The 16,109-nt window shown below is 65.9% G+C and carries 13 protein-coding genes; 7 read left to right on the plus strand and 6 right to left on the minus strand.

Annotated features, from left to right (window positions below):
- Positions 1 to 148: 148 nt before the first annotated feature.
- The 3 genes from G3545_RS22660 to G3545_RS29935 all read left to right on the plus strand — a co-directional run bounded on the left by G3545_RS22660 (position 149) and on the right by G3545_RS29935 (position 1,812).
- Complete coding sequence (locus tag G3545_RS22660; protein WP_170015942.1) at positions 149 to 1,138, plus strand: tyrosine recombinase XerC; 990 nt, start codon at positions 149 to 151, stop codon at positions 1,136 to 1,138.
- Positions 1,135 to 1,572: a VOC family protein gene (locus G3545_RS22665; RefSeq protein WP_246702531.1), complete on the plus strand. Its 438-nt coding sequence runs from the start codon at positions 1,135 to 1,137 to the stop codon at positions 1,570 to 1,572. The genes G3545_RS22660 and G3545_RS22665 overlap by 4 nt, the downstream gene beginning before the upstream one ends.
- Before the next feature lie 111 nt (positions 1,573 to 1,683).
- Positions 1,684 to 1,812: a hypothetical protein gene (locus G3545_RS29935; protein ID WP_281411687.1), complete on the plus strand. Its 129-nt coding sequence runs from the start codon at positions 1,684 to 1,686 to the stop codon at positions 1,810 to 1,812.
- 90 nt (positions 1,813 to 1,902) lie between these two features.
- Here the strand turns inward: G3545_RS29935 and lpdA are convergent, their stop codons facing one another.
- Complete coding sequence (lpdA, locus tag G3545_RS22670; RefSeq protein WP_170015944.1) at positions 1,903 to 3,303, minus strand: dihydrolipoyl dehydrogenase; 1,401 nt, start codon at positions 3,301 to 3,303, stop codon at positions 1,903 to 1,905.
- 289 nt (positions 3,304 to 3,592) lie between these two features.
- On the opposite strand from lpdA, the gene G3545_RS22675 reads away from it, so the two are divergent.
- Complete coding sequence (locus G3545_RS22675; protein WP_170015946.1) at positions 3,593 to 5,260, plus strand: L-lactate permease; 1,668 nt, start codon at positions 3,593 to 3,595, stop codon at positions 5,258 to 5,260.
- Positions 5,261 to 5,432: 172 nt separating this feature from the next.
- Here the strand turns inward: G3545_RS22675 and odhB are convergent, their stop codons facing one another.
- The 5 genes from odhB to zapE form a co-directional block, all read right to left on the minus strand.
- A complete protein-coding gene (gene odhB, locus G3545_RS22680; RefSeq protein ID WP_170015948.1) occupies positions 5,433 to 6,692 on the minus strand; it encodes a 2-oxoglutarate dehydrogenase complex dihydrolipoyllysine-residue succinyltransferase in 1,260 nt (419 codons plus the stop codon).
- A gap of 46 nt (positions 6,693 to 6,738) precedes the next feature.
- On the minus strand, positions 6,739 to 9,705 hold the full coding sequence (locus G3545_RS22685; protein WP_170015951.1) for a 2-oxoglutarate dehydrogenase E1 component: 2,967 nt from the start codon (positions 9,703 to 9,705) through the stop codon (positions 6,739 to 6,741).
- A gap of 379 nt (positions 9,706 to 10,084) precedes the next feature.
- Positions 10,085 to 11,050, minus strand: a complete 966-nt coding sequence (gene mdh / locus G3545_RS22690) for a malate dehydrogenase (protein WP_170015954.1) — start codon at positions 11,048 to 11,050, stop codon at positions 10,085 to 10,087.
- Between the two features lie 194 nt (positions 11,051 to 11,244).
- Positions 11,245 to 11,964, minus strand: coding sequence for a DUF1003 domain-containing protein (locus tag G3545_RS22695; RefSeq protein WP_170015956.1), 720 nt, complete (start codon positions 11,962 to 11,964; stop codon positions 11,245 to 11,247).
- Positions 11,965 to 12,103: 139 nt separating this feature from the next.
- A complete protein-coding gene (gene zapE, locus G3545_RS22700) occupies positions 12,104 to 13,318 on the minus strand; it encodes a cell division protein ZapE (RefSeq protein ID WP_170015958.1) in 1,215 nt (404 codons plus the stop codon).
- Between the two features lie 390 nt (positions 13,319 to 13,708).
- On the opposite strand from zapE, the gene G3545_RS22705 reads away from it, so the two are divergent.
- The 3 genes from G3545_RS22705 (at position 13,709) to G3545_RS29520 (ending at position 16,086) form a co-directional block, all read left to right on the plus strand.
- Positions 13,709 to 14,422: a serine protease gene (locus G3545_RS22705; RefSeq protein ID WP_246702532.1), complete on the plus strand. Its 714-nt coding sequence runs from the start codon at positions 13,709 to 13,711 to the stop codon at positions 14,420 to 14,422.
- Positions 14,423 to 14,732: 310 nt separating this feature from the next.
- Positions 14,733 to 15,341 (plus strand): GNAT family N-acetyltransferase, encoded by a 609-nt coding sequence (locus tag G3545_RS22710; RefSeq protein WP_170015962.1) that lies wholly within the window; start codon positions 14,733 to 14,735, stop codon positions 15,339 to 15,341.
- Positions 15,342 to 15,447: 106 nt separating this feature from the next.
- Positions 15,448 to 16,086, plus strand: coding sequence for a hypothetical protein (locus tag G3545_RS29520; RefSeq protein ID WP_206151326.1), 639 nt, complete (start codon positions 15,448 to 15,450; stop codon positions 16,084 to 16,086).
- The last annotated feature ends 23 nt before the right edge of the window (positions 16,087 to 16,109 follow it).

A 16,109-nucleotide genomic window follows, 5' to 3' on the forward strand; every position in this document is an offset into this window, starting at 1 on the left:
CCGGCCGAAGCGCAGCGTAGAGCCAGGATTGCTCTCCGATGTTTGCGCGATCCCGCATACCGCCTGCGGCGGTTCCGGGATGACAATGAAGGTTGGTGAAATTTAAGGATCGGCGGGCAGGATAGCAGCCCTGTCAAGGAGACCGCGAATGGCGAGCACCGATGCCGAGAAGGCCGCACGGGCGGAGAAGGCGCTCATCGCCGTCGCCGTGCCGGAGGTCGGCGTCGCGATTGAGGGCTGGCTGGCGCAGCTTGCCCATGAGCGGCGGCTCTCGCCCAAGACCCGCGACGCCTATGCGCGCGACCTCACCACTTTCCTGCTGCTGCTCACCCAGCATCTCGGCGGGCCCCCGAACCTCGCCGCGCTCGCCGGCCTGCATCCGCGCGATGTCCGCGCCGTGATCGCGGCACGCCGCGCGGACGGCATCGAGCCGCGCACGCTGGTGCGCTTCCTCGCCGCCGCCCGCTCCTTCGGCAAGCACCTCGAGCGCGAGGGGATCGGCAAGGTCGGCGCGCTTGCTGCCGTCCGGGCGCCGAAGCTGGCCAAGACCCTGCCGCGCCCGGTCTCGGTGCAGGACGCCCGCGCGCTCGCCGATCCGGCGACGCGGGCGGGCGAGGATCGCGAGCCCTGGGTGCTGGCGCGCGACGCCGCGGTGATCGCGCTGCTGTACGGCTCGGGCCTGCGCATCTCCGAGGCGCTCGGATTGAAGATGCGCGAGATGCCGGCGCCGGGCGCCGGCGACCAGATCGTGGTGACGGGGAAGGGCGGCAAGACCCGCATGGTGCCGGTGCTGCGCACCGTTGCCGAGGCGGTGGCGGACTATGTGCGGCTCAGCCCATGGAACCTGCCGCCGGACGGCCCCCTGTTCCGCGGCACCAAGGGCGGTCCGCTCTCGCCGCGCATCGTGCAGGCGGCGGTCGAGCGCATGCGCGGCGCGCTCGGCCTGCCGGACAGCGCGACGCCGCACGCGCTGCGCCACTCCTTCGCGACGCATCTCTTGGCGCGCGGCGGCGACCTGCGCTCGATCCAGGAATTGCTCGGCCATGCCTCGCTGGCGACGACGCAGATCTATGCCGCGGTGGATTCCGCGGCCTTGATGGCGGCGTGGCGCTCGGCGCATCCGCGGGCGCGCCTGTGAAGGCCGTCCGTCCGGTCATCGAGCATATGTCGATCGGCGTCGTCGATATCGGCCGCGCCATCCGCTTCTATGATGCGGTGCTGGCGCCGCTCGGGCTGGTGCGCGTGCTGGAATTCAATGAGCCGGGTGGCCCTTCGGCCTGCTGGGGTCCGCCGGGCGAGATCCCGGCGCCGGAAGGCGTGCCGGGCGCGGCGCCGTTCTGGGTGGAGCAGCGCGCCGGCGCGACGATCATCTGCCCGCCGGGCTTCCATGTCTGCTTTGCAGCGCCGGATGTCGAAGCCGTGCACCGCTTCCATGAAGCCGGCCTCGCGCATGGCGGACGGGACAATGGCGCGCCGGGGCCGCGACCGCATTATGGCAAAGGGTATTATGCCGCCTTCCTGATCGATACGGACGGCTGGCGGATCGAGGCGGCGACCTACACGGCTGCGTGAGATCGGTAGTGTTTGCCTGCCGCAAGGTCATTTGCGTGGCCTTTGGGCTTCCCAAGCGGAAGTGGCGCGGTCAAGCTGGCGACTGCTCGATGTCAGACAGGAGACAAACCCATGAAGCGTTTCGTCACTGCCCTCTGCGCACTGTCCTTGACCGTCGCCGTCGGCAGCGCCGCGTTTGCCGATTGCCCCGGCCACGCCTCCTCGACGCCGACCACGACGACGGACACCAAGGGGACCTGACCACTCCCCTCTCTTTCGATTGGACCCACAAATGAAGCGGCCCGGCACCGAGTGCCGGGCCGTTCTGTTTCTTGCCGATAGGACGGCGCGTCACATGTGGATGGCGCGCTTCTCCACCGCCATGGCGGCTTCCTTCACCGCTTCCGAGCGGGTCGGGTGGGCGTGGCAGGTGCGGGCGAGATCCTCGGACGAGCCGCCGAACTCCATCAGCACCGCCGCCTCGTGGATCATCTCGCCGGCCTCGACGCCGACGATGTGGACGCCGAGCACCTTGTCGGTAGTGGCATCCGCCAGCACCTTCACGAAGCCCTCGGTCTGGTTGTTGGCCTTGGCGCGGCCATTGGCGAGGAAGGGGAACTTGCCGACCTTGTAGGCGATGCCTTCGGCCTTCAGTTCCTCCTCGGTCTGCCCGACCTGCGCCACTTCCGGCGAGGTGTAGACCACCGAGGGGATCACGCCATAATTCACATGGCCGGCCTGGCCCGCCAGCAGCTCGGCGATGGCGATGCCTTCGTCCTCGGCCTTGTGTGCCAGCATCGGTCCGGCAATGGCGTCGCCGATGGCGAACACGCCGGGCACATTGGTGCGGTAGTGCACATCGGTAACGACGCGGCCGCGCTTGTCCTTCTCAACGCCGAGTGCCTCCAGCCCCAGCCCCTCGGTGAAGGGCACGCGGCCGATGGCGACCAGCACCACGTCGGCTTCCAGCGTCTCCGTGGCACCGCCGGCGGCGGGCTCGACCGAGACCTTCAGCGTCGCGCCGGAGGTGTCGACACCGGTGACCTTGGAGCTCAGCTTGAAGGCGAAGCCCTGCTTCTGCAGGATGCGCTGGAACGACTTCGCAACATCGAGGTCCATGCCGGGCAATATGCGGTCGAGGAACTCGACCACCGTCACCTCGGCGCCGAGGCGGCGCCACACGCTGCCGAGCTCCAGCCCGATCACGCCGGCGCCGACCACCAGCAGCTTGCCGGGCACTTTCTCAAGCGTCAGCGCGCCGGTGGAAGAGACCACGCGGGTCTCATCGATATCGATGCCGGGCAGCTTCGCCACGTCGGATCCAGTGGCGATGACGATCGCCTTGGTCTCCAGCGCCTGCTTGGTGCCATCATCAGCAGTGACCACGACCTTGCCGGGCGCGGTGATGGTGCCGGTGCCGCGATACGGATCGATCTTGTTCTTCTTGATGAGGAACTCGACGCCCTTGGTATTGCCTTCGACGCCCTTGTCCTTGAACGCCATCATCGCCTTGAGATCGAGCTTCGGCGCATCGACGCCGATCCCCATGCCGGCAAAGGAATGCGCGGCTTCCTCGAACAGCTCGGTGGCGTGCAGCAGCGACTTGGAGGGGATGCAGCCGATGTTCAGGCATGTGCCGCCAAAGGTCGCGCGCTTCTCAATCACCGCAACCTTGAGCCCGAGCTGCGCCGCACGGATGGCGCACACATAACCGCCCGGACCGGTTCCGATGACGATCAGATCGTAGGACATGCTCATTTCTCGTGAGTTTCCCGCGCGACGCGATCTCAAAGGCGGTACGCGCGGCGAGGTGGGGCGGGAAGGCCGGATTGCGGCGCGAAACCTACATGGCGGGTCACGCAGAGTCACGCGCGTAGAGCGCGGGGCAGGGCGGCGATTTCACCCCTGGCACAACCCTGATTTTTGCTCTGACTGACGCAGCGTAAGGTTTATCGACTTTGGTCTACGTTGCAACTTGGTAAATGCCGGTCACCCTTAAGTAAACACCAACAATATAGATTACCAAAGGGAAGGAACCGCAATGTGGAGTCAGATCTATAATCCGTTCGACAGCATGGTATTATCGACCATTGCTGCAGCAATACCGGTGGTAACGCTTCTCGTATTGATCGCCTCAGGCAAGGTCAAGGCGCATCTGGCGGCGGTCATCGCCCTCATCATTGCTATCCTGGTCTCGGTGGTGGTGTTCACCATGCCGGCAGGTCTCGCCATCCGTGCCGCTGTGCTGGGCATCGTGACCGGCATGTTCCCGATCGGATGGATCGTCCTCAACGTCATCTTCCTCTATCGACTCACCGTGGCGACGGGGCGATTCAAGATTCTCGAGCAGGCCATTGGCGGGGTGACCCCCGACCGGCGGTTGCAACTGCTCTTGATCGCCTTTTCGTTCGGCGCCTTCTTCGAGGGCGCCTCCGGATTCGGCACGCCGGTGGCGGTCACCGGTGCCATATTGATGGGGCTCGGCTTCTCGCCGCTCGCCGCCTCGGGGCTCTCGCTCATCGCCAATACCGCGCCGGTCGCCTATGGCGCGCTGGGCACCCCGATCGCCGGGCTCGCCAGCGTTACCGGGCTCGATCCCTATCTGCTCGGCGCCATGGTCGGGCGGCAATTGCCGTTCTTCTCGTTGATCGTGCCATTCTGGGTGGTGTGCGCCTTCGCCGGGTGGCGCGGCATGCTGGCGGTGTGGCCGGCCATCCTGGTCTGCGCGCTCAGCTTCGCGATCCCGCAATATGTCATCTCGAACTTCATCAATCCGTGGATCGTCGATATCGGCGCCTCGCTGATCTCGATGGCGGCACTGATCGGCTTCCTCCGGGTGTGGCAGCCCAAGACGCTCTGGCTCTCGCCGGCGCTGCGTACCCGTGATGAATCCGCCGCCACCATGCCCCCGGTCTCCACCGAGCCGGCGGTCATGCCGGAGCGCGAGCAGGTGTGGAGCGCGATGCTGCCCTGGATCATCGTCTGCGTCATGCTGCTGATCTGGGGCTCGGGCTGGTTTAAGGCCCTGGTGAACCCGATCTTCACCTGGAACTATGTCGTCGACGGCCTGCATAACATGGTGCAGAAGGTGCCGCCGGTGGTGGCCAAGCCGGCGACCGAGAGCGCGGTGTTCGCCTTCACCTACCTGTCCTACACCGGCACCGCCATGCTGCTGGCGGCGTTGATCTATGGCGCGGTGATCCGCTTCTCGCCGTGGCGACTGATCCAGGAATACGGCAAGACCATCTGGATCCTGCGCTATTCGCTGCTCACCATCGCGGCGATGCTCGCCATCGGCACGCTGACCCGCTTTTCCGGCCTCGATGCCACGCTCGGCCTCGCCTTCGCCGCGACCGGTGTGCTCTACCCCTTCTTCGGCACGCTGCTCGGCTGGCTCGGCGTGGCGCTGACCGGTTCGGACACCGCCTCCAACGTGCTGTTCGGCGGCCTGCAGAAGATCACCTCCGAGCAGCTCGGCCTGTCGCCCATCCTGATGGGCGCGGCGAACTCGTCCGGTGGCGTGATGGGCAAGATGATCGACGCCCAATCGATCGTTGTTGCCTCCACCGCCACCAACTGGTTCGGCCATGAAGGCACCATCCTGCGCTTCGTGTTCTGGCACTCCATCGTGCTGGCCTCGCTGGTCGGCGGGCTGGTGATGCTGCAGGCCTATGTCCATCCCTTCACGCTGATGGTCATCCACCCGTAAGACAAAGCCGCCGCGGTCGGGTGACCGCGGCGGCTTCATCAGCGCGACGTCATGGCCGGCCTTGTGCCGGCCATCTCGATTCAGGATGCACCGCCCTTGAATCGAGATCCCCGGCACAAGGCCGGGGATGACGGTGGTTTGGAATTGGATGTTGCTCGAAGGAGGCTTCGGATCAGAGATCCAGCACCAGCCGGGTCGGATCTTCCAGCGCTTCCTTCACCCGCACGAGGAAGGTGACGGCGCCCTTGCCGTCGACGATGCGGTGGTCGTAGCTCAGCGCGAGGTACATCATCGGCCGCGCCAAGATCTGGCCCTTCACCACGACCGGGCGCTCCTCGATGCGGTGCATGCCGAGAATGCCGGACTGCGGGGCGTTGAGGATCGGCGTCGACATCAGCGAGCCGTAGATGCCGCCATTGGTGATGGTGAAGGTGCCGCCCTGCAGGTCCTCGATGCCGAGCTTGCCGTCGCGCGCCTTGCGGCCGAGGCCGGCAATGGCCTTCTCCACGCCGGCAATGGAGAGCTGGTCGGCGTCACGCACTACAGGAACCACCAGGCCCTTGTCGGTGCCGACCGCGATGCCGATGTGGTAATAGTTCTTGTAGACGAGGTCCTGCCCGTCGATCTCGGCATTCACCTCCGGCACATCCTTCAGCGCCTGGATGACCGCCTTGGTGAAGAAGCCCATGAAGCCCAGCTTCACGCCATGCTTCTTCTCGAACACGTCCTTGTACTGCGCGCGCAGATTCATCACCGCGCTCATGTCGACGTCGTTGAACGTCGTCAGCATGGCGGCGCTGTTCTGCGCGTCCTTCAGGCGGCGGGCGATGGTCTGGCGCAGCTTGGTCATCTTCACGCGCTCTTCGCGCGGGACGTCCTCGACGCTCGACGGCGCGCGGGCGACCACCGGAGCCGGCGCAGGCGCCTGGGCCGCCGGAGCGGGCGCGGTCACACCGGCGGCGATAGCCGCGAGCATGTCGCCCTTGGTGACGCGGCCTTCCTTGCCGGAGCCGGCAAGCGTCGCGGGATCGACACCGCTCTCGGCGGCGAGCTTGGCCACCGCCGGGCCGTTGGCGCCGGCCGGCGCGGCGGGTGCGGGCTTGAGAGCCTCGGCCTTGGGAGCTTCAGCCTTCGGTGCTTCAGTCTTGGCGGGTGCCGGAGCGGCGGCAGCCGGCGCAGCCTTGGCTGCCGCGCCGCCTTCGCCGATCGAGCCGAGCAGCGCACCGACGCCCACCGTCTCGCCGTCCTTCACCAGGATTTCGGAGAGCACGCCGGCGGCGGGTGCCGGCACCTCGATCGTGACCTTGTCGGTCTCGAGTTCGACGATCGGCTCGTCGGCGGTGACGCTGTCGCCCGCCTTCTTGAACCATTTGCCGATGGTCGCTTCCGTGACCGATTCGCCCAGCGTCGGAACGCGGATCTCGGTGCCCATGCTCTTCCGTCCTCATTTTGCGGGCGCCGGGCGCCCCGTACAGTATTTATCCGAGGGCGTCCTGGAGGAACGCCTTGAGCTGCGCCAGATGCTTGGACATGAGACCCGTCGCGGTCGCCGCAGAGGCCGGGCGACCGGCATAGCGCGGACGCGGCGTGGGCGAACCGGTCTGTTCCAGCACCCATTCGAGATAGGGCTGGATGAAGGCCCAGGCACCCTGGTTCTTCGGCTCTTCCTGGCACCAGACGATCTCGGCCTGCTTGAAGCGCGAGAGCTCCTGCACCATCGATTTCAGCGGGAAGGGGAAGAGCTGCTCGACGCGCATCAGATAGATGTCGTCGGTGCCGCGACGCTCGCGCTCCTCGAACAGGTCGTAATAGACCTTGCCGGTGCACAGCACGACGCGGCGGATCTCGGCGTCGGGCTTGAGCGTGATCGCCTCGGCGGCGCGCTCGCCATTGCGCTTCTCGGCATCGTCCCAAAGCAGGCGATGGAACGAGGTGCCGGGACCCATCTCAGCCAGCGTCGAGACGGCGCGCTTGTGGCGCAGCAGGCTCTTCGGCGTCATCAGGATCAGCGGCTTGCGGAAGTCACGCTTCAATTGCCGGCGAAGGATGTGGAACAGGTTCGCCGGGGTCGAGCAGTTGGCGACCTGCATATTGTCTTCGGCGCACATCTGCAGGAAGCGCTCGAGGCGCGCGGAAGAGTGCTCCGGCCCCTGGCCCTCATAGCCGTGCGGCAGCAGGCAGACGAGGCCGGACATGCGCAGCCACTTGCGTTCGCCGGACGACAGGAACTGGTCGAAGATGACCTGCGCGCCGTTGGCGAAGTCGCCGAACTGGGCCTCCCACAGCGTCAGCGCATTCGGCTCGGAGAGCGAATAGCCATACTCGAAGCCGAGCACGGCCTCTTCCGAGAGCATCGAATTGATGACCTCGTAGCGCGCCTGGCCCTCCTTCAGATAGTTGAAGGGGGTGAAGCGCTCCTCGGTTTCCTGGTCGGTCAGCACCGAATGGCGCTGGGTGAAGGTGCCGCGCTCGGAATCCTGGCCGGAGAGGCGCACCGGGTGGCCTTCCAGCAGCAGCGAGCAATAGGCCAAAGCCTCGCCGGTCGACCAGTCGATGCCGGCGCCGTCCTCGATCGACTTGGCGCGGGCGTCGAGGAAGCGCTGGATGGTGCGGTGGAGGTGGAAGCCCTCCGGCGGGGTGGTGATCTTCTTGCCGATGTCGCGCAGCATACCGAGATCGACGCCGGTGTCGCCGCGGCGGCGCGGATCGTCCTCGTCCTCGGCGGTCTTCAGGCCGGCCCAGCGGCCATCGAGCCAGTCCGCCTTGTTCGGCTTGTAGGCCTGGCCGGACTCGTACTCGGCGTCGAGCTTGGCGCGCCAGTCGGCCTTCATCTGCTCGAACTCGGCGGCATCGACGACGCCTTCGTCCTGCAGCTTCTTCGAATAGATCTCCAGCGTCGACGGATGCTGCCGGATGATCTTGTACATCAGCGGCTGGGTGAAGGCCGGCTCGTCGCCCTCATTGTGGCCGAAGCGCCGGTAGCAGAACATGTCGATGACGACCGGCTTACGGAAGCGCTGGCGGAACTCGGTGGCGATCTTCGCCGCGAATGTCACCGCCTCGGGGTCGTCGCCGTTCACGTGGAAGATCGGCGCCTCGATGATCTTGGCGACGTCCGACGGATACGGCGAGGAGCGCGAGAAGCGCGGGTTGGTGGTGAAGCCGATCTGGTTGTTGATGATGAAATGCAGCGAGCCGCCGGTGCGATGGCCCTTCAGCCCGGACAGGCCGAAGCATTCCGCCACCACGCCCTGGCCGGCGAAGGCGGCGTCGCCGTGCAGCAGCAGCGGCATCACCTGGGTGCGGTCGATGTCGCCGATGAGGTCCTGCTTGGCGCGCACCTTGCCGAGCACCACGGGATTGACGATCTCGAGGTGCGACGGGTTGGCCGTGAGCGACAGATGCACCTGGTTGCCGTCGAACTCGCGGTCCGAGGAAGCACCGAGATGGTACTTCACGTCGCCGGAGCCCTCGACTTCGTCGGGCGCCCAGGAGCCGCCCTTGAACTCGTGGAAGATGGCGCGGTGCGGCTTGCCCATCACCTGGGTCAGCACATTGAGGCGGCCGCGATGGGCCATGCCCAGCACGATCTCCTGCACGCCGAGATTGCCGCCGCGCTTGATGATCTGCTCGAGCGCGGGGATCAGGCTCTCGCCGCCGTCGAGGCCGAAGCGCTTGGTGCCGGTGTAGCGGACATCGAGGAACTTCTCGAAGCCCTCGGCCTCAACCAGCTTGTTGAGGATGGCGCGCTTGCCCTCGCGGGTGAAGGAGATCTCCTTGTCCGGCCCCTCGATGCGCTCCTGGATCCAGGCCTTCTCCTCGGGTGCGGAGATGTGCATGAACTCGACGCCGAGCGTCTCGCAATAGGTGCGGCGCAGGATCGCCACCATCTGCCGGACGGTAGCAAATTCCAGCCCGAGCACATGGTCGATGAAGATCGGCCGGTCGAGGTCGGCTTCGCGGAAGCCATAGGAGACGGGGTCGAGCTCGGGCGCCGAGCGCACCGGCTCGAGACCGAGCGGGTCGAGCTTGGCGTGGAAATGGCCGCGCATGCGGTAGGCGCGGATCATCATCAGCGCCTTGACGGAATCGCGCGTCGCCTGCTGCACGTCGGCGGAAGAGATCTCGACGCCGGTCTTCTGTGCCTTGGCCTGGACCTTGTCCTTGAGCGCCTTCTCGACCTCGATCCAGTGCCCGTCCATGGCCGAGACCAGCTCGCCATTGGCATGGATCGGCCAGCCTTCATTCTTCCAGGAGGCGCCGCGGGCGCTCTTGGTGACGTCGGCGGCGTTGTCCTTCAGCGCACCGAAGAAGGCCTGCCATTCCGCGTCGACCGACGATGGATCGATCTCGTAGCGGGCATAGAGGTCTTCGATCCAGGCGGCATTGGCGCCGTAGAGGAAGGAGGTGTTCAGGAAAGTCTCGTTCACGTCCGCGCGCGACATATCGTGCTCCCTAAGGACCGCTTCCCGGTCCGGTGGAGGCGCTTCCGAGCCGTCGCCGGCTGCGGGGCGGATGCAGCCGACGGTCCGGCACCCCGAGGTTGGGGCGAAGCTCGTACCAGCGTCTATCTAGGTCTCGTGTTCACTTCATGAAAGCCGCGAGAACGCGGCGCAGAATTGCAGAAATGTCGATCGTTCCGCTACGAAGCAAGAACGGCACCACCGGAACGGTACTGTCGCACTCCACAGCGCCTTGCCTTCCGGCGCAGGCGCCGGAAGGGCCGATATCCTTGGCTCGTGCGGATCAATGGCTCAACCGTTACCGGCACTGCATTGCCGGCAAGGTTTCCGCTTCGTTAATCCGCGCGCTCCACGCCTCCCCTCACGCGCCGAGGTCGGGCGCGATCTTCTGACACTCGGAGACCAGCTCCTGGACCGAGGCGATCGACTTGTCGAGCATCACGCGCTCGGACTTGTCGAGCTCGATCTCGACGATACGCTCGACCCCCTTGGCGCCGATGATCACCGGCACGCCGAGATAGAGATCCTTCACGCCATATTCGCCCGACAAATGCGCGGCTGCCGGCAGCAGGCGCTTCTTGTCGCGCAGATAGGAGGTCGCCATCTCGATCGCCGAGGCGGCCGGGGCATAGAAGGCCGAACCGGTCTTGAGCAGGTTGACGATCTCGCCGCCGCCCTTGCGGGTGCGCTCGACGATGGCGTCGACGCGCTCCTGCGTGGTCCACTTCATCTTGATGAGGTCGGGCAGCGGGATGCCGGCGACGCCGGAATAAGACACCAGCGGCACCATGTCGTCGCCATGGCCGCCGAGCACGAAGGCGATCACGTCCTCGACCGAGACGTCGAACTCGTCGGCGAGGAAATAGCGGAAGCGCGCCGAATCCAGCACGCCGGCCATGCCGACCACCTTCTGGGTGGGCAGGCCGGAGGCCTTCTGCAGCGCCCAGACCATGGCGTCGAGCGGATTGGTGATGCAGATCACGAAGGCGTCCGGCGCATATTTGCGGATGCCGGCGCCGACCTGTTCCATGACCTTGAGATTGATGCCGAGCAGGTCGGAGCGGCTCATGCCGGGCTTGCGCGGCACGCCGGCGGTGACGATGACGACGTCGGCGCCTTCGATCGACTCATAGCTGTTGGTACCGGCGAACTTGGCATCGAAGCCGAGCACGGGGGAGGCTTCGGCGATGTCCAGGCTCTTGCCCTGCGGCACGCCTTCCACCACGTCGAACAGCACGACGTCGCCGAGTTCCTTCAGACCCGCGAGCAGGGCGAGGGTGCCGCCGATCTGACCGGCTCCGATCAGTGCAATCTTTGCTCGAGCCATGAGTGTTCCTGATCCTTCGTTCCGGGCTTGCGTTCCGGGCTGGCTGGGAGAGGTGCGGCGGACCGCCGCGCCGGCTTCCGATAGCCCGTCTCGCCAGATGGTTCAAGCAAAGACAGGCAATGCTAAGCGATTGAGACTGCGACTTTCCGTGAATGTATTGGTATACGAAATACCATTCGCGGGCCCAGCCGATTTCAGCTCCGGCGGCGTGCCAGATCTTCCATCAGCTCGATCTGGATCGACTGGATTTCCGCCAGCCGCTCCCATTGCCGTGTAAGTATATGATCGATCTTCTCATGGAGATGACGGATCTCCAGTTCGGCCTTGAGATTGACCTTGTAGTCGTTCTCCGAGCGCAGCCGATCCTTCGCCTCCTGCCGCTTCTGGCTCATCATGATGACCGGCGCCTGGAGCGCAGCGACGCATGACAGCACCAGGTTCAGGAGGATGAAAGGGTAGGGGTCGAAGTTGCCGGCGGCGGCGACCCAGACGTTCAGCGCCATCCAGATGAGGATGAAGACCATGAAGGAGATGATGAAGGTCCAGCTGCCGCCGAAGCTGGCGATCAGGTCGGAGGCGCGCTCGCCGAAGCTGCGGCGTTCGTCGATCTCCGCCTCGACATTCTCCGAGATGGTCGCATTGGCGGCGAGGCTCTCGATGACGTCGCGCTCGATCTGGGTCAGGTCGCCGCGTTCGGCCTGGAGCGTCTCGGTCATATAGCGGGCGCGCTCCTGCGCCAGCGCTTCGCGCGAGATGAAGGCGTCGTCGGCAATGCCGGGATGGGCGGCACGAATGCTCCTGGCGAGCCCGGGGCGCACCATGTCGAGCCGCATGCCGTCATGATCGGTGACCTGCCGGCCGGTGAGCGCGCAGACGTGGACGTGTTCGCGCTTGGAATTGGGGCCTTGCTTCATCGCCTTCACCTTGCCCGGCTAGAGCATGTTCCGCAAAAGTGAATGACTTTTGCGACGAGAACATGCTCCAGTGTTTTGAATCTAGAGCACTTTCTTGTCGTTCGGATGGTTCCATCCGAACGGAAAGGGCTCTGGGCGGTCAGGTCTCGACCAGCCCGGTGGTATCGCCGCTCGCCTCGCTGTCGCCGCGTCCGTGCGGCCGAGCGATATAGTCACTCGAACGCATGTCGTGCAGGCGCGAGACGGTGCGCGCCCACTCGAAGGCTTCTGCCCCTTCTGTGCCGATATAGAGGCGCTCCGGCTCCTCGGCGGCGGAAGCCACCAGCTTCACGCCCTTGTCGTAGAGCTCGTCGATCAAAGTGATGAAGCGCTTCGCCTCGTTGCGCCGGTCCTGCTCCATCACCGGTATGTGCTCGATGACCAGCGTGTGGAAGCTGCGGGCGAGGCGCAGATAGTCCGAGGCACCGAGCGGGGCCTCGCAGAGGTCGGCAAAGGAGAAGCGCGCGGCGCCGGCGCCGGCCAGCGGCACGCGGATCCGCCGGCCGCCGGATTCGATGCTAGTCGGCGCGCCGCCATCCTGCCCGGCGACGCGGCGCCAGACCTTGTCGACGGTGCGGTCGATATCGGCCTGGTCCTCGTGGCCGTTCGGCACGTACCAGCTGCGCACGCCGTCGAGCTTCTCCATGCGGTAGTCGGTCGGGGACTCGATCCGCACCACCTCCATGTGCTTTTCCAGCATGGCGATGAAGGGCAGGAACAGCGCGCGGTTGAGGCCGCCTTTATAGAGGTCCTCCGGCGCCACGTTCGAAGTCGCGACCACCACGACGCCGAGCTCGAACAGCTTTTCGAACAGCCGGCCGAGGATCATGGCGTCGGCGATGTCGGTGACGTGGAACTCGTCGAAGCACAGCAGCCAGGCCTGCTCGTTCAGGGCGTTCGCGACGATGGCGATGGGGTCGCCATCCTTGATGCGGCCCTGCTTCATGTCGTTGCGCACGGTGAAGATGCGCTGGTGCACGTCGGCCATGAATTCGTGGAAATGGGCGCGGCGCTTGCGCTTCCTCACCGCTACGGATTCAAAGAACAGGTCGACCAGCATGGTCTTGCCGCGGCCGACCGCGCCGTGGATGTAGAGGCCGCGGACTTTCGGGATGGCGTCGTCGCGGCGGGCGAACAGCCAGCCGAGCGCCGAGGTCTTGCGGGCGAGACGGCGAATGGCGAGGCGCTGCTCCAGCTGCGAAAGCGCAGCCACCACCTTGGCCTGCCCCGGATCGGGCACGATGTCGCCGGCTGCCATGCGCGCGACATAGCGCGCAGCGAGCACCGAGCCGCCGGCTTCCGCCACAAGCTCCATAACGGCCTGCCTCCATATTGCGGTGCACGCTTAGCGTCGGCGAGGCGCTCTCGCAAGCGTGTCGACACCTGAGCGCGCTGATATAGGCTCCGCAGGGTCCGCGCGGTCGTGACGCTGAAGTGATCACCTCGCTGCCGCTTTCCGGACTTGACGGCGACATTTTGCCCCCGCAACGTTCTTTTCTCCTCAACCGGGCGTGGCATGATGACGTCGTCCAATCGGCTTGTTGCGGGCGGCTCCCGCCGTGCGCTCTGCGTAGGCCTTGTTCTGGCGTCGACGGCCCTTCCGGCGTTGGCTTTCGATCCGCAGTCACAGTCGCAATCGCGGCCCCGGGCTGGCACCTCTTCCTCGCTCTCGCCGTCGGCGATCCTGATCGACCGGGACGACCGATTGAGCCCCAGCGAGTATGCCGCTTTCCATCATCTGCCGCCGACCGTGGTGGCCGCGCGCTATGGTGCCACCGGCGTCGTACGCTGCGGCGGCGCGGTCGGCACCGGCCAGCTGGTCGGCTCGTCCGGCGTGCTGGTGACGGCATCCCACGTGCTGTTCGAGCCCGGCGGCCAGTCCCGCGGCGGGGCCGGCAGCTGCACTTTCGACATCGTGGTCGGCGGCCGCCATCAGGTGATGGCGATCCTCACCCAGCAGGTGATCTGCGGCGCGACCGAGCCCTATGCCAATCCGGCCGTCCGCGACTGGGCGGTGGCACCGCTGGAGCGTCCGGTGGCCGGGGTGCGGCCCTATCCGCTCGCCGGCCCGATCGCGGTGCCGTCCACCATCGTGCTCGCCGCGGCGGCCCGCTCGGGCGGGGTGGAGAACCACTCGCTCGAAATGTGCACGGCTCGCAAGGTGACGGGTGGCAGCCCCAGCGGCGTGCGCGAGATCGCGATCGACTGCGATGCCGAGGGCGGCACATCGGGCGCCGCCTTGCTCACCGAGAATGGCGCCTTCGCCGGCGTCTATGTCGGCTTCCGCTCGGCGCATCCCGGCACACCCGGGCCGTTCTCGATGACCCACTATAATTTCGGCGTGACTGCCGAGGGCGCGCTGCGCAAGGCCATCAACGAGACCGCCGCGCGCACCCAGCCGCTCAGCGCCAGCCGCTGAGCCCGCGAGGCCTGACCGAAAACTCCAATCGGCCCTCATCCCCGGACTTGATACGGGGATCCAGCCCATCCTCATGCATCCGGTCGAAGTCTCGATCCCCGGATCAAGTCCGGGGATGAGGGTGGAAAGGTGGCGCCTTCAACGGATTAAGTCGTCAGCCTCTCGGGGCGCGCGTCATCGTCGAGACTGCTGTATCCTGCTTTCCGCATGCGTCCCATGCGCTTGGCAAAACTTGCCTGGGGAACGTTGAGAACCCAGTTATGTTGCGTCGCAACAAAGCGGCGTGGATGTTGGGCCACCGATGACGCAGATGGAACAGGACCGGGATGAGTTCGCGCTGCCCGCGGAGGAGAGCATTCGTCTCCTGCTGCCGAGCGAGAATGCGGATTACGCCGCCCATCTGCTGCGGCTCGATCCGCTCAGCCGCTTCATGCGCTTTGCGGGCTATGTCACAGACTCCGCCGTGCGCCGTCACGCTGCGCGCGTTGCCGACGAGCGTGCCGTCGTGCTCGGATATTTTGCCGATGGCGAACTGCGCGGCGTCGCCGAACTGCACCCGCTCCCGGTTCGTGCGGGGCGCCCGCGCGGCGCCGAGATCGCGTTCAGCGTCGAGCGCCCGTGGCAGGGGCGCGGCATCGGTTCCAGCCTGATGGACCGCATCATCGCCTATGCGCGGGCGCACGGCTTCGAGGATCTGCAGCTCATGTTCCTCGCCAGTAACGGGCGCATGAAGCGCATGGCGATCGAGCGCGATGTGCAACTGACGAACGATGCTGACGAGGTGATCGGCAGCTTGCAGCCAAGGGCGGCGACGCCCTTCACCTGGGCGCGGGAGGCCGCGCGTGGCGTCGGTGCAGCAGCGCGCGCCGCTTCGACGATGCCGCGTCGGCTGTTTTTGCCGCGTCCGAGTGAAAAATGACGGAGCTGTCGTGGAGGCGCGAGGCTCCCGCACCGGGCCGCCGGATTGTCGCGTCGCGGTATCCTGCGATTACTTATAAACCTTTATATATCAATGCGTTAATAGGTTGATTGCGACCGCGTCCGATGCCGTGGAAGGCCTCTGCCGCGCCGCACAACTCATACGAAGACTTAACCGTCCCAAGCTTTTCGACGGCAGTATCTATTTTTTCTTGGCATTTCCGTTGATTCGCGATGTTAAATGCCTCGCCGTTTGCTTTGATTCGGAGGCTGTGATGGCGAAAAGTGAAACCACGAGTGCAGCGGTCGCGAAGATTGCTGCAAAGGCGATGAGGGATCCGTCCAGCGTCTCCCCGGACGACATCAGGAAATTGGCGGCTTCTGCCCTGACGCAGGTCGCCGACAAGAAGGGGACCGAAGCGGCTGCCAAGCCGGCGAAGGCTCCCAAGGCGGCCAAGCCTGCTGTGGCTAAGCCTGCTGCGGCCAAACCTGCAGCAAAGCCTGCCGCCGCGAAGCCGGCCAAGGCTGCTGCGGCGAAGGCCCCGGCTGCGGCCAAGGCGCCCGCTCCGGCGAAGGCACCGGCCGCGGCTAAGCCTGCCAAGGCTGCTGCCAAGACGGCTGCCAAGGCGCCGGCCAAGACGTCTGAGAAGGCGCCGAAGCCTGCCGCAAAGGAAGCCAAGCCAAAGGCGGAAGCCAAGGCTGCCAAGCCTGCCAAGCCTGCCAAGGGCGCCGGCAAGAAGAAATAGCTCATCCACCGCTGCGCGCTCCG

The organism is Starkeya sp. ORNL1, assembly GCF_012971745.1.
GTDB lineage: Bacteria > Pseudomonadota > Alphaproteobacteria > Rhizobiales > Xanthobacteraceae > Ancylobacter.